13 protein-coding genes are annotated in these 13,831 nt (G+C 74.0%); 10 read left to right on the top strand and 3 right to left on the bottom strand.

What is annotated here, in order from left to right:
• Positions 1-127: 127 nt before the first annotated feature.
• Both BUE48_RS20085 and BUE48_RS20080 read right to left on the bottom strand, forming a co-directional pair.
• Entirely contained in the window at positions 128-1,510 is a 1,383-nt protein-coding gene (locus BUE48_RS20085; RefSeq protein ID WP_012854346.1) for a PTS transporter subunit EIIC, read from the bottom strand.
• Between the two features lie 31 nt (positions 1,511-1,541).
• Positions 1,542-2,282, bottom strand: a complete 741-nt coding sequence (locus tag BUE48_RS20080) for a GntR family transcriptional regulator (protein WP_012854345.1) — start codon at positions 2,280-2,282, stop codon at positions 1,542-1,544.
• Positions 2,283-2,574: 292 nt separating this feature from the next.
• Between BUE48_RS20080 and nagA the strand changes: the two genes are divergently transcribed.
• The 8 genes from nagA (at position 2,575) to BUE48_RS20040 (ending at position 10,365) form a co-directional block, all read left to right on the top strand.
• Positions 2,575-3,807 (top strand): N-acetylglucosamine-6-phosphate deacetylase, encoded by a 1,233-nt coding sequence (gene nagA, locus BUE48_RS20075; protein WP_286990731.1) that lies wholly within the window; start codon positions 2,575-2,577, stop codon positions 3,805-3,807.
• The gene (locus tag BUE48_RS20070; RefSeq protein WP_286990730.1) at positions 3,804-4,859 is read left to right on the top strand and encodes an SIS domain-containing protein; all 1,056 of its coding nucleotides are present in this window, start codon (positions 3,804-3,806) and stop codon (positions 4,857-4,859) included. The genes nagA and BUE48_RS20070 overlap by 4 nt, the downstream gene beginning before the upstream one ends.
• Positions 4,860-4,880: 21 nt before the next feature.
• Positions 4,881-5,114, top strand: a complete 234-nt coding sequence (locus BUE48_RS20065; protein WP_012854342.1) for a PTS sugar transporter subunit IIB — start codon at positions 4,881-4,883, stop codon at positions 5,112-5,114.
• 56 nt (positions 5,115-5,170) lie between these two features.
• On the top strand, positions 5,171-5,620 hold the full coding sequence (locus BUE48_RS20060) for a PTS sugar transporter subunit IIA (RefSeq protein WP_012854341.1): 450 nt from the start codon (positions 5,171-5,173) through the stop codon (positions 5,618-5,620).
• 130 nt (positions 5,621-5,750) lie between these two features.
• A complete protein-coding gene (locus tag BUE48_RS20055) occupies positions 5,751-6,020 on the top strand; it encodes an HPr family phosphocarrier protein (RefSeq protein ID WP_012854340.1) in 270 nt (89 codons plus the stop codon).
• Entirely contained in the window at positions 6,013-7,725 is a 1,713-nt protein-coding gene (ptsP, locus tag BUE48_RS20050) for a phosphoenolpyruvate--protein phosphotransferase (protein WP_286990729.1), read from the top strand. The genes BUE48_RS20055 and ptsP overlap by 8 nt, the downstream gene beginning before the upstream one ends.
• Before the next feature lie 394 nt (positions 7,726-8,119).
• Entirely contained in the window at positions 8,120-9,751 is a 1,632-nt protein-coding gene (locus BUE48_RS20045; RefSeq protein ID WP_012854338.1) for a glycoside hydrolase family 3 protein, read from the top strand.
• Between the two features lie 143 nt (positions 9,752-9,894).
• Positions 9,895-10,365, top strand: coding sequence for a hypothetical protein (locus BUE48_RS20040; protein WP_148233066.1), 471 nt, complete (start codon positions 9,895-9,897; stop codon positions 10,363-10,365).
• Between the two features lie 286 nt (positions 10,366-10,651).
• On the opposite strand, the gene BUE48_RS20035 is transcribed toward BUE48_RS20040, so the two are convergent.
• The gene (locus BUE48_RS20035) at positions 10,652-11,800 is read right to left on the bottom strand and encodes an N-acetylglucosamine kinase (protein ID WP_286990728.1); all 1,149 of its coding nucleotides are present in this window, start codon (positions 11,798-11,800) and stop codon (positions 10,652-10,654) included.
• Positions 11,801-11,888: 88 nt separating this feature from the next.
• On the opposite strand from BUE48_RS20035, the gene BUE48_RS20030 reads away from it, so the two are divergent.
• Both BUE48_RS20030 and murQ read left to right on the top strand, forming a co-directional pair.
• Positions 11,889-12,851 (top strand): MurR/RpiR family transcriptional regulator, encoded by a 963-nt coding sequence (locus BUE48_RS20030; protein WP_012854335.1) that lies wholly within the window; start codon positions 11,889-11,891, stop codon positions 12,849-12,851.
• Complete coding sequence (murQ, locus tag BUE48_RS20025; protein ID WP_012854334.1) at positions 12,848-13,744, top strand: N-acetylmuramic acid 6-phosphate etherase; 897 nt, start codon at positions 12,848-12,850, stop codon at positions 13,742-13,744. Before BUE48_RS20030 ends, murQ begins: the two co-directional genes overlap by 4 nt.
• The last annotated feature ends 87 nt before the right edge of the window (positions 13,745-13,831 follow it).

Genomic DNA, 13,831 nt, shown 5'->3' with positions numbered 1-13,831 from the left:
ATGAGAAGAGGCCGCAGCAACGCCCGTTGATACACCGTGACCGGATCCGGTCACGTTCGGTGACGCGACGGCGGGGGCGCTCGGCCCCCGCCGTCACAAGGCGTGCTCCCGGACGGAGACCGTGACCTCAGCCGTCAGAGGATCGGCTCTCGGCCTGGGCCGGGGAAGGAGCGGCGGACGCCGCCACCTCCGGGGAGGCCGAGGGGTCGGCCGCCACCGATTCCACGCCCTCGGGCTCACGGCCGGGGGTGGGGATGTTCATCACCCTGATCAGCAGGGAGAACAGGAAGTAGTAGACGACCGCGTAGATCAACCCCATGACGATCAGGCCGGCCAGGTTGTGGGTGTTGTCCTTGCCGCCGTTGATCAGCATGTCGATGGCGCCGGCGGAGAAGCTGAAGCCCAGCTTCATGCCGAAGACGTCGGCCAGCGCCATGGCCACGCCGGTGAGCAGGGCGTGCGCGATGAAGAGCACGGGCGCCACGAAGATGAACGCGAACTCGATCGGCTCGGTGATGCCGGTGACGAACGCGGTCAGCGCGGCGGAGAACATGATGCCGCCGACGGCGGCCCGGCGGTGCCGGGGCGCGGCGTGCCAGATCGCCAGCGCGGCGGCCGGCAGGGCGAACATCAGGACCGGGAAGTAGCCGGCCATCGACCAGCCCGCGCCGTCCGCCCCGTTGAGGTAGCAGTTGAGGTCGCCGGTGTAGGTCTTGCCGCCGATGGTGCACTCGGGGATCTGGAACCAGACCACGTTGTTGGGGATGTGGTGCAGGCCCAGCGGCAGCAGCAGCCGGTTGACCACGCCGTAGACGGCGGCCCCGAGGGTGCTGTTGCGCTCCATCCACTGGCCGAAGTCGGTGAGCCAGCCGCCCAGCAGCGGCCAGATCCAGCCGAACAGCAGGCCCAGCACCGTCGCCGCGAAGGCGGTGATGATCGGCACGAACCGGCGCCCGCCGAAGAACGCCAGCCAGGTCGGCAGCTTGATGCGGTAGTAGCGCTGGTAGAGCAGGGCGGCGGTGATGCCGATGGCGATGCCGCCGAGCACCTGGGTGGGGTTGCCCGCCCCCAGGTCCAGCACCTCGTTGGGGGTTCCGGGGTTGTCCGGGTCGAACAGCGCCTTGACCACCCGGGGCCGCAGCTCCTCGGAGTGGAAGAACATGTTCATGCTGACGTAGTGGAACACCAGGTAGCCCACTACGGCCGCCAGCGCCGTGGACCCGTCGGCCTTCTTGGCGAAGCCCACCGCCACCCCGACCGCGAACAGCAGCGGCAGCCAGTCGAACAGCGCCCCGCCGGCCGCCGCGAACACTTCCGCGATCCGGTCGGAGCCGGAGAAGCTGATCCAGGCGTCCTTGTTCTCGCCCAGCACGTCCGGCTGCCCCAGCCGCAGCAGCAGGCCGGCGGCGGGCAGCACCGCGATCGGCAGCATCAGGCTGCGGCCGATGCGCTGGAGGACGGCGAGGGCTCTGGATCCTCGGCGGGGAACGGCGGCGGCGGGGGAACTCATGGGATCGCCTCCTGCTGGGGTCGCGCGCGGGTCAGCCGCGCGACGGCCGGTTTCCTAGGGCGGTGCGAATCTGGTAGCGGTCGGCCCGGTAGGTCGACACGCCCAGTTCGGCGCAGACGCCGTTCATGTAGGAACGGCGCTGCAGGAGCAGCACGGCGCTGCCCCGGGGTATCTGCAGGCGCTTGGCCTCGGTGGCGTCGGCCAGCCCGGCTTCGATGGTCTGGTCGCCGGCGTCGAAGACGATCCCGTACACCGCCTCCAGCACGCCGTACAGGGAGCGGTCGGCCAGCCGCCGGTCCAGCAGGTCCGGGGCGAGCGAGGCCAGGATGTGCGCCCGCTCGATGGCCATCGGCTCGCCGTCGGCGGTGCGCAGCCGCTCGATCACGTGGATCATCGTCCCTTCTTCCACCTCGAACAGCCGGGCCAGCCGGGCGTCGGCGGGGATGGTGCGCCGGGAGATGTCGATGGCGCCCGGCCGCATCCCGCGCGAGATCATGTCCTCGGAGAAGGAGACCAGCCGCAGCGGCATCTCGATCTTGGGACGGGCCACGAAGGTGCCCTTGCCCGGAACCCGGTACAGCCGTCCTTCCGAGACCAGCTGCTCGACCCCTTGGCGCACCGTCATCCGCGACAGTCCGTACCGGGCGCACAGTTCGCGTTCGGATGGGATGGGCGCGTCGACGGGCAGCTCCGATCGCTCGATCAGGTCGAGCAGGATGGCACGCAGCTGGAAGTACTTCGGTACGGGGCTGTTCGGGTCGATCGTCGCCACGGTCGTCCTCGGGGTCATACGGTCGGTCGGAGGTTCCAAGCAAAAAGGATCGTGGAACCCGCGTTGCCTCCGGTCCGGTTCGTACTGGTCTAGGCCGGACTAGACCACAGCCTGTCATGAGTGTCAACGCACAAATGGATAACGTCGCCATTACGGTGAGGCGCGTTTTGGACGCTACCGGAAAGTCGCCTTTTGGACCCCTGTGCTTCGCGGGATCGCTGGGATATGGTTCGTACTGGTCTAGGCCGGACTAGACCAGACACCGACGACCGGCACGGAGAGTGCGCTGAAGATGGCCTCCTTCCTCATCGCCGCGCAGACCCTGGTGGCCGCCCCGGCCACCGGGGCGGCGCGGTCGCTGTCGCCGGGATGGCTGCGGGTCGAAGGCGAGCTGATCGCCGAGGTCGGCGAAGGGGACCCGCCCGGCGCCCCCGACCTGCGCCTGGAAGGCGGAATGCTAACCCCGGGACTGGTGGATCTGCAGGTCAACGGCTTCTTCGGGCATGACCTGGCCGACGCCGGCACCGCCGGCTGGCACACCGTCGCCGGCCGGCTGCCCGAGACCGGAGTCACCGCCTTCCTGCCCACGTTCATCACCGCGCCGCTGCCCGCCCTGGCCGAGGCGCTGCGCCGCACCGCGCGCCTGCTGCCGCACCTGCCGCCCGGCGCCCGGGTGCTGGGCGTCCACCTGGAAGGGCCGTTCCTGTCCGAGCGGCGGCGCGGCGCCCACAACCCCGCCCACCTGACCGACCCCACCCCGCAGGCGCTGGCCCCGCTGCTGGAGACCGGCCTGGTCAAGCTGGTCACGCTGGCGCCCGAACGGCCCGGCGCCCTGGCGGCCGTGCGCACCCTCGCCGAACGCGGCGTGCTGGTCAGCGTGGGCCACAGCGACGCCACCGCCGAGCAGGTGGCACGGGCCGCCGACGCCGGGGCGCGCAAGGTCACCCACCTGTTCAACGCCCAGTCCGGCGTTCACCACCGCAGGCCCGGGGTGGCCGCCCAGGCGCTGGCCGACCCCCGCCTCACCGCCGGCCTGATCCTGGACCTGCACCATGTCGCGCCGGTCGCCGCCCGCCTGGCCTTCGCCGCCGCCCCGGGACGGATCGTGCTGGTCACCGACGCCGTCTCCGCCGCCGGGATGCCGCCGGGACGCTATGAGCTGGGCGGCGAGCCGATCGAACTGCCCGCCGCCGGCCCCCCGCTGCGCGCCGACGGCACCATCGCCGGCTCGGCGCTGCGGCTGGATGCCGCGGTCGGCAACGCCATCGCCCTGGGCATCGACCCGGCCGCCGCCGTGGACGCCGCCACCCGCCTGCCGGCCGACCTGATCGGCCGCCGTGACCTGGGCCGCATCGCACCCGGCGCCGCCGCCGACCTCACCTGGCTGGTCCCCGACGGCACCGGCGGGCTGCGCGCCCGCCGCACCTGGGTGGCCGGACGGCAGGTCTGGGACGCCGGGAGCGGGAACCCCGAAAACGGGAACGCCCAAGGTCCGTCCCCTTCGACCGAAAGGACGCGGCCATGACCGCAGGCAGAACCATCACCAGAATGCGGGCGGAGATCGGGGAGCAACCGCGGGCGCTGCGGGACACCATCGAGGTGCTGCTGCCCAGGATGTCGGATGTGGGGCTGCTGGCCCGCGGCACCCGGCAGGTCCTCTTCATCGCCCGCGGCTCCTCCGACAACGCCGCCGTCTACGGCCGCTACCTGGTGGAGTCACAGGCCGGGCGCCTGGCCACGCCGGCGGCCCCGTCCATCGCCACCGTCTACCGCAGCAAGGTCGACTTGAACGGCGTGCTGGCGGTGGCCATCAGCCAGTCCGGCCGCACCGAGGAGATCGTCCAGACCCTGCAGTGGGCGGCCGACTGCGGCGCCCGCACCATCGCCATCACCAACGGACCCGCCTCCCCGCTGGCCCAGGCCGCCGAGGTGGCGCTGATCACCGAGGCCGGCGCGGAGACGGCGGTGCCGGCCACCAAGACCTACACCGCCCAGCTGGCCGCGCTGGCGGTGCTGGCGCTGGGGCTGGGCGCCGACCTCGACTCCGCCGACCTGCGCCGGGTGCCCGACGAGGTGGAACGGCTGATCGAGGTCACCGAGGACTCCGCCGAACTGGCCGCCATCGCCGATGAGCTGGCTCAAGCGCGCGGCGCGGTGGTCTCCGGACGCGGCCTGGCCTTCGGCACCGCGCTGGAGCTGGCGCTCAAGCTCAAGGAGTCCTGCTACCTGCACGCCATGGGCCTGTCGTACGCCGACCTGCTGCACGGGCCGATCGCCGTCGTGGACGCCCGCACTCCGGCGGTGCTGGTGGCCGCCGAGGACGGCCCCGCCCTGCCCGGCACCGTGGCGCTGGCCCGCCGGATCGCCGCGAGCGGCGCTCGCGCCTACGGGATCGGCGGGGGCGCCGCCCTGGCCGGCGCCTGCAGCCGGGCGCTGCCGGGGCCGCGCCTGCCAGAGTGGGTGGCGCCGCTGGGCCTGATCGTCCCCGGCCAGCTGGTGGCCGAGGCGCTGGCCCGCCGGCTGGGGCGCGACCCGGACCTGCCCCGTGGCCTGGACAAGGTCACCCAGACCGACTGACCGCCACTTCAAGGAGCCAGCATGGACAAGGCCGAGGCCATCGTCGCCGCGCTGGGCGGCGCGGCCAACATCGTGGAGATCGAGCCGTGCGCGACCCGGCTGCGCACCGAGGTCGCCGACCCGGCCCGGGTGGACGAGGGCGCCCTCAAGGCGGCCGGCGCGTTCGGCGTCATGCGCAGCGGCAGCGTCGTCCAGGTGGTGGTCGGGCCCGAGGCCGACACCATCGCCACCGACATCGAGGACCTGCTCGGCTGACTCCACCACCGACCTTCCAGCGACCACCCACGTCCTTTGAGCGAAGGAGCCCTGCAGTGACGCGAGTTCTGGCACCCGTCAGCGGGCGGGTCGTCGGGCTGGCCGGAGTGCCGGACCCGGTGTTCGCCCAGGCCATGGTGGGGCCGGGCACGGCGGTCGACCCCGAGCGCGGCCCGGGGGAGGCCATCGCCCCGGTCAGCGGCAAGATCGTCAAGATGCATCCGCACGCCTATGTGGTGGTGGACGCCGAAGGGCACGGGGTGCTGGTGCACCTGGGCGTCGACACCGTCCAGCTCAAGGGGCGGGGCTTTGAGATGCTGGCCGCCGAGGGCGATGAGGTGGTGGCGGGGCAGCCGCTGATCCGCTGGAACCCCGCCGAGATCGAGGCGGGCGGCCGCTCGCCGGTGACCGCGGTGGTGGCGCTGGACGCCGGCGCGGAGGCGCTGTCGGATGTCCGCGAGTCCGGCCGGGTGGAAAAGGGCGCCGGGCTGTTTTCGTGGCATTGAGCCCTTCCCGGCGGGCGGCGGGCCGGAGCAGGGCGGATCTCAGGGAGGAGACCGGCGACCCCGGTGTGCGGGGGAGACCGGGCGAGGGCCGGCCGGTCCTCGCCCGGGGGGCGAGAACGAGGAGTTGGTTGTGACCCAGCGGCAGGTGAGGATCCGGTCCAGGGTGGGGCTGCACGCCCGTCCCGCGGCGCTGTTCGTGCAGACCGCCGCCAAGGCGCCGATGGAGGTCACGGTCGCCAAGGTCGGCGGCCGGCCGGTCAACGCCAAGAGCATCCTGGCGGTGCTGGGCCTGGACGCCCGGTGCGGCGAGGAGATCGTCATCACCGCCGAGGGCGAGTCGGCGGAGCGGCTGCTGGATGAGCTGGAGGCCGCGGTGAACGCAGAGGCCGACGGTGCCTGACCTGCGGCCCGCACCTTTGGGGGCGGTGCTGACCGGCACCGGGGTGAGCCCCGGCACGGGCGTCGGCCCGGTGGTGCACCTGGCCGGTGCGGTGCCGGAGCCGCCCCCGGCCCGCCATGGCGGGACGCCCGAGGACGCCCGTGCCGAGCGGGCCGCCGCGACCGCCGCGCTGGAGGCCGTGGCCGCCGAGCTGAGCGAGCGCGGCGCGCAGGCCGCCGCGGCGGGCAACGCCGAGGCCCGGGATGTGCTGGAGGCGCTGGCGATGATGGCCCGCGACGTCGAGCTGGCCGAGGCGATCGCCGGCCGGATCGACGCCGGCCTGGCCGCCCCCCGCGCGGTGTTCGAGGCGTTCGCCGGCTACCGGCGCATGCTGGCCGGGGCGGGGGAGTACCTGGCCGCCCGGGTCGCCGACCTGGACGATGTCCGGGACCGCGCGCTGGCCCGGCTGCTGGGGCTGCCGATGCCCGGCGTGCCGCGCCGGAGCGAGCCGTTCGTGCTGGTCGCCCGGGATCTGGCGCCCGCCGACACGGTCGCCTTGGACCCCGAGCGCGTGGTCGCGTTCGTCACCGAGGAGGGCGGGCCCACCAGTCACACCGCGATCCTGGCGCGCGCCCTGGGCGTGCCCGCCGTGGTGGCCTGCCCCGGCTGCACCGAGCTGGCCGAGGGCACCGTGGTGCTGGTGGACGGGAGCACCGGGACGGTGCGGATCGACCCGCCGGCGGCCGGCGTCCGGGCGGCCCGCGGCCGGCGCCGGCCGCCGGCCGCGTCCCCGGGGCCCGGCGCCACCAAGGACGGCCATCCGGTGCCGCTGCTGGCCAACATCGGCGGCCCGCAGGACGTGCGGGCCGCCCTGGAGGCCGGGGCCGAGGGCATCGGCCTGTACCGCACCGAGTTCTTGTTCCTGGACCGGGCCGACCCGCCGTCGCAGGCCGAGCAGCAGGCCGCCTACCGCGCCGTCCTGGAGGCGTTCCCGCAGGGCAGGGTGGTGGTGCGGACCCTGGACGCCGGGGCCGACAAGCCGCTGGGGTTCCTGCCGCCGCCCGGTGATGAGCCCAACCCGGCGCTCGGCGAGCGCGGGTTGCGGATGCTGCGCCGCCACCCGCAGGTGCTGGAGGCCCAGCTCGGCGCGCTGGCCCGGGCCGCCGCCGGCCTGAGCGCCCGGCTGGAGGTGATGGCCCCGATGGTGACCGACGCCGAGGAGGCCCGCGCCTTCGCCGCCGCCTGCACCGCGGCCGGCATCGAGCACGCCGGGGTCATGGTCGAGGTCCCGGCCGCCGCGCTGCGGGCCGGCGACCTGGCGGCCGAGGTGGAGTTCCTGTCCATCGGCACCAACGACCTCGCCCAGTACACCTGCGCCGCCGACCGGCAGCTGGGCGCCCTGGCCCACCTGCAGGACCCCTGGCAGCCGGCCGTGCTGGACCTGGTGGCGCTGACCGCCGCGGCCGCCGCCGACGCCGGCCGCGGCTGCGGGGTCTGCGGTGAGGCGGCCGCCGACCCCCTCTTGGCGTGCGTGCTGGTCGGCCTGGGCGTCACCTCCCTGTCGATGAGCGCCTCCGCGCTGCCCGCGGTCCGTGCCGCCCTGGCCCGCCACACCCTGGCCGAATGCCGCAGCGCCGCGGCCGCCGCCCGCGCGGCCCGCTCGGCCGGCCGGGCCCGCGCCGCCGCCCGCGCCCACCTGCCCGCGCCGGTGGAGCCGGGCGCTTGAGCCGGACGGGTGCGGCTGTGCCTCGGGGGTGCACGGCCGCACCCGTACCGTTCTCCCGGCCCGCATCGGGTGTTCCGTGGGCCGAACTTTTGCTCCGGATCCTCCATTTGCGGTGAATGCGCCGGGTATCGCCTGCGGGGAACCCGAAGGTGCATCGGATCAGGGCAGAAAAGTTCACAACCCCCAAAAATGGGGCGATCGTTAAATGGGGGATGAAATGGAAATGCCTGTTGTGGGTGCTTGCGAGGCCGGAAACCGCGCCCGGGGCCGGGTCCGCCGGGTCACGGGCACCGGCCGGTGCTGATCTTTGTCCTGACCGCTCCCGCGGCATGTTAGCGTCGCCAGGACGATGACCAGGAATTTCACCACGACCGGGGGCAGGGGGAGCGGGCCGGTGCGCGCAAAGCGCTCGCTGGCGCTGGGCGCGGCGGCGCTGATGCTGTCGCTGGCCGGATGCAGCGGAGCGGGAACGGGAAAGGCCGTGCCGGAGAACGCCGGGGAGGCGACCACCGCCGCGCCGAGCGCGGACCGGACCGCCTGGGTCTTCGACGTCGTCGCGAAGATGAGCCTGGAGGAGAAGGTCGGCCAGCTGTTCGTGCCCACCTTCGCCAGCCGGCAGGACGCCGAGCAGAAGATCAAGAAATACCACGTCGGCGGGCTCATCTACTTCCCCGACAACGCCCGCAGCCCACAGCAGACGGCCCGGCTGTCCAACGCCCTGCAGCGGGCCTCCAAGATCCCGCTGCTGCTCGCCGTGGACGAAGAACAGGGCCTGGTCACCAGGCTGTCGTATGTGACCCGCTTCCCCGGCAACATGGCGCTGGGCGCCACCGCCAAACCGCAGACCGCCCGCGAGGCCGCCAAGGTGATCGGCACCGAGCTGCGGGCGGTGGGGATCAACCAGAACTACGCCCCGGTCGCCGACGTCAACGTCAACCCGGCCAACCCGGTGATCGGCGTCCGCTCCTTCGGCTCGGACCCGGGACTGGTGTCGCTGATGCTGGGCGGCGCCCTGCAGGGGTACCGGGACGCGGGCGTGGCCGCCACCGTCAAGCACTTCCCCGGCCACGGCGACACCGACACCGACAGCCACACCGGGCTGCCGGTGATCAGGCACTCGCGGGCCGAGTGGGAGCGACTGGACGCGCCGCCGTTCCGGGCCGCCATCGCCCAGGGCGTGGACGCCATCATGACCGCGCACATCGTGATGCCCGGGCTGGACGACTCCGGCGACCCGGCGACCTTGTCGCAGGCGGTGCTGACCGGGCTGCTGCGCAAGGAGCTGGGCTACCGGGGCGTGGTGGTCACCGACTCCCTGAGCATGGCGGGCGCCCGCACCCGGTACGGAGCCGAGCAGGCCGCGGTGCGGGCCGTGCAGGCGGGCGCCGACCAGCTGCTCATGCCGCCGGATCTGGCGGGCGCGCACGCCGCGGTGCTGGCGGCGGTGCGCGACGGCCGGATCTCCCAGCGGCGGCTGGAGGAGTCGGTGACCCGCATCCTGCGCCTGAAGGCCGAGCGCGGGCTGTTCGGCGACGTCCAGGTCGATCCCGCCCGGGCCGGGCAGGTCATCGGCTCGGCCGCGCACCGGGCGGTGGCCCGCCGGGTCGCCGAGCAGTCGATCACGCTGGTGCGCAACCGGGGCGGCCTGCTGCCGCTGGCCGGCAGGCGGGTGCACGTCACCGGCCCGCACGCCCAGGCCCTGGCGGCGGCGCTGCGCAGGCGGGGAGTGGAGACGGCCGCCTCCCCGGCCGCGGCCGATGTGACGGTGCTGACCGCGGTGGACGGCGGATCGGGCGTCGCCGCTCAGGTCGCCGCGCTGGCGGGCCGGCCGCTGGTGTTCGCGGCGCTGGGCAGCCCTTATGACCTGGCGTATGCGACCCGGGCCCAGGCGGCGCTGGCCGCCTACTCCTCGAGCGCGCCGTCCCTGGAGGCGCTGGCGGAGGTGATGACCGGCCGGGTGAAGCCCACCGGCAGGCTCCCGGTGGAGGTGCGCGGCTACCGATTCGGGCACGGCCTGACCTTCTGAGCGACGCCGGGGCGGCGGGCTGTGGGAGTATCGGCACCCGACGGCTTTCGGGGAGGCCGGCCCATGGCCCGGCCGCCTTGTGCTTTCGGGAGGTCCCTGTGCGCCTGCCGGCCGGTCCGCTCGTTGCGCCGCTGCTTGTCTTGATGCTCCCGGCACTGGGCGCGTGCGCCCTGTTCACCGACGCCGAGCCGAAGATCCCGCCGCTGGTGTGGGAGTCCGGCGACGCCCGCCTGATCGACCCGCGCTCGGCCACCGTGCCGCCGCAAGAGAGCCTGCCCGCCCGTTTGGTGCTCTACCGGTTTTTGCGCGGGGTGGCGGCCGGGGACGTGCGGGTCTGCGGCTATCTGATTCCCGAGTACGAGCAGGACGCCTTCGGCGCGGTGGGCGGCTGCCGCAGCGGGCTGGCCGCCGAGCGGCGCCGGCTGGGCGCGCGCACCCTGGCGGCGCTGCGCGGCGTCACCGTCCCGATGGCCCGCCGGGGGCCGGGGGACAACGAGATGACCGTCCGGTTCGGCGATCTGCGCTGGCGTACCGCACCGCCCGAGCCCGCGGGGCTGCTCGCCGAACGTTTCGTGCTCCGCCGGGTCGGCGGCCGTTGGCGCATCGCCGCTTGATGCGCGCGGCAGGATGCCGTCGGCGGCGGGGGAGGGTAGGGCGGGTTCTTTCGGGGAAGCATGTTCACCCGGCCGTGAGCCGGGCGTGAGAGCGCCGCGTTCGAGCGGATTGAACGGCACGGGTCAGGTGATCGGCGCCTCACCGGAGCGGCGTTGCGATCACCTGACCCGTGGGCGGGCATGCAGTGGCCCGCTTTGGGGGGTGGGATCGGTGAAACGCCGGCCGATCGTGTGGCCGTTCAGGTGGTGCGAAGAGCACCGGAGCCGGGCGGGCGGACCCCGGCCGTCAGCGAGGCGGCTCGAGGCCGAGCCGGCGCAGCGCCATTCCGGCGGCGCCGACGGCGCCGTCGCCCGCCCGTTGCGGTTCGGCGGGGAAGCGCTGGCGCAGACCGTCCCGGACGGCGTCGGCGACCGGTCCGTCGCCGAGCACCGAACCGGCCATCACCACCGGTGCGCACATGTCGGTGAGCGCGGGGCGCACCGCGTCCACGGCCAAGAGCAGCCACTGGGACGCCTCCTCGGTGATGTTCCGCGCCACCGGGTCGCCGGCGGCGGCCGCGGCGCAGACCACCGGGCCCAGCTTGCCCAGTGCCGCCGGGGACCGCCCGTAGACCTCCTTGACGATGGCCTGGGCCAGGGCGGGGTCGGCCGGGGGCCGGCGGCGGGCCGCCGGCGGCCTGCGACCCGGCGGCCGTTGCCGCATCGCCGCGCGGTGGCCCGGGTCGCCCGGGCCGCGCGGGCGCGGGACCGTGGCCGCGCGCGGCCTGGCGGAGGCCAGGGCGAGCGCCCGGCCGGGCGGGGCGTGCGCGCGGCCCCGGTCCGGGTTCTCCGGCGGCAGCAGATCGGGGACGGGCACGCCCTTGGCCAGCAGGGGAGGGGCGGCCGGGCCGAGCAGCGCCCGCGGCACCGACTCGGCCAGCAGCGTGGGTTCGCCTCGTCCGTCCAGCGCCGACAGGGTGGCCCGGACGGCCTCGCGGCCCAGCCATACGGCCGAACCCTGGTCGCCGACCAGGTAGCCGTAGCCGTCGGCGCGCCGCACGATGGTCCCGTCGCTGATCACGGCGGCTCCGGCGCCGGTGCCGGAGAACACCACGATGCCCTCGGAGGCGTCGGTGCCCGCCGCGAAGGCCACCGCGATGTCGGTGACCACGGCGGGCGAGCCGGACAGGCCGACGGCGTGCCAGGCGCGCTGGGCGGCGGCCACCGCGGCGGGCCGCCCGGCCGAACCGGCTCCGGCGATGCCGAATACACCGTTGAGGACAAGGGAACGGTCCAAGTCGCCGAGTGCGGCGCTCAGGGCCGTGGTGAGCGCACCTACGGTGTCGCCCCCGGAGTTGGGGTTGGCGCCCGGACCGGTACCGGAACCGGCCAGGGCCCCCCCGAGCGTTAGTACGGCTACGCGGGTCTTCGTGCCACCCGCGTCAACGCCGATCACGTAAGGACCAGCCAAATGGGTCAACACATGGTGACCGTAGACCTTTAACCCGTTGACGTTACATCTTGAACGTAAGAAACTTACTGACATGAGGAAAACCAACGGCCGAGACACAGGGGGCCACGGGGATACCGGCGCGCCCCCGGCGGCCTCGCGCTCCACCAAGGAGGCGCCGCTCAGCACCGTGGTGCGGGTGCGCTCGCTGCTGCCGTCGCTGCCGCCCGCCGAACGCCGGGTCGCCCAGCGGGTGATCGACGACCCCGAGGGGGTCGCCAACTCCACCATCACCGAGCTCGCACACGCCTGCGGGACGTCGGAGACCACCGTGATCCGGTTCTGCCGGGCCATCGGCTTCACCGGCTACCCGGAGCTGCGGCTGACGCTGGCCACCGAGGCCGGCCGGGCGCAGAGCGTCTCCGGGGGGCGGGTCATCGGCAGTGACATCAGCCCCGACGACTCCCTGGAGGAGATCGTCGAGAAGGTGACCTTCGCCGACGCCCGCGCGGTCGAGGAGACCGCCGCCCAGCTCGACATCAAGGTGCTGGAACAGGTGATCGACGCGGTGGTCGCCGCCTCCCGGGTGGACGTCTACGGAGTCGGCGCCAGCGCCTTCGTGGCCATGGACTTCCAGCAGAAGCTGCACCGCATCGGCCGGCACTGCTCGGCCTGGTCGGACGCGCACATCATGCTGACCAGCGCCGCCGTGCTCAATCCGGGGGACGTGGCGATGGGCATCTCGCACACCGGCGCCACGGTGGAGACCATCGACGCGCTCGCGGTGGCCAAGGGACGAGGGGTCACCACGGTGGCCGTCACCAACTTCCCCAAGTCCCCGATCGCCGAGGTGGCCGACCTGGTGCTGACCACCGCGGCCCGCGAGACCACCTTCCGCTCCGGCGCCACCGCCAGCCGGCTGGCCCAGCTCACCGTGATCGACTGCGTCTTCGTGGGCGTCGCGCAGCGCACCTACGCCACCACCCGCAAAGCGCTGGAGGCCACCTACGAGGCGGTCCGCAGCCGTACGGTACGACCCGATCGGAGGCGCCGGTGATCGAGTGCGATCTGCCCACCGAAAGCCGCAACCCGCGCACCGTCGATGTGGACGTCCTGCCCACCATCGAGGTGCTGCGGCTGATCAACGACGAGGACGCCAAGGTGCCCGCCGTGGTGGCCGCGGTGCTGCCGGAGATCGCCGAGCTGGTGGACCTGGCGGTGGAGTCGCTGCGGGCCGGCGGCCGGGTGCACTACTTCGGCGCCGGGACCTCCGGGAGGCTGGCGGTGATCGACGCCGCCGAGCTGCCGCCCACCTTCGGGCTGTGGGGCCGGGTGGTGGCCCACCACGCCGGCGGGCTGGGGGCGCTGTCGCAGGCCATCGAGGACGTGGAGGACGACGCCGACCTGGGCGCCCGGGACGCCGCCGATGTGCACCCCGGCGACATCGCCGTCGGGATCGCCGCCAGCGGGCGCACCCCGTATGTCATCGGCGCGCTGCGCGCCGCCGCGCGGACCGGTGCCCGCACGGCGTTGGTCAGCGCCAACCCGCGTTCCCCCTACGGGCAGGAGGTGGACATCCACATCGGGATGGCCACCGGCCCGGAGGTGATCACCGGCTCCACCCGGATGAAGGCCGGCACCGCCACCAAGCTGGTGCTCAACGCCTTCTCCACCACGCTGATGATCAGGCTGGGCCGGACCTACTCCAACCTGATGGTCAGCGTCAACGCGGTCAACGACAAGCTGCGGGCCCGCCTGGTGCGCATCCTCATCGAGGCCACCGGCATGGACACCGAGACCTGCGAGAACGCGTTGTCGGAGGCGGGCGGCGACACCAAGGTCGCGCTGGTCTCCCTGCTGGGGGAGGTCTCCACCTCCCGGGCCACGCTGGCGCTGCAGGAGGCCCACGGCGGCGTCCGGGAGGCCCTGCGGCGCCTGCGCACCGGGTGACCGCGGCGGGCGGGCGGGACGAGGCGCGCTCACGGCGCGGCCTCCCGGCCGGTTCTCGGCACGGGCCGGGAGGCCGCCCGCCGCGGC

This window comes from Thermomonospora sp. CIF 1 (assembly GCF_001896795.1).
Lineage (GTDB): Bacteria > Actinomycetota > Actinomycetes > Streptosporangiales > Streptosporangiaceae > Thermomonospora > Thermomonospora curvata.
The sequence above is the reverse complement of the archived record's forward strand: the minus strand, read 5'-3'. Positions and strand labels throughout refer to the sequence as shown.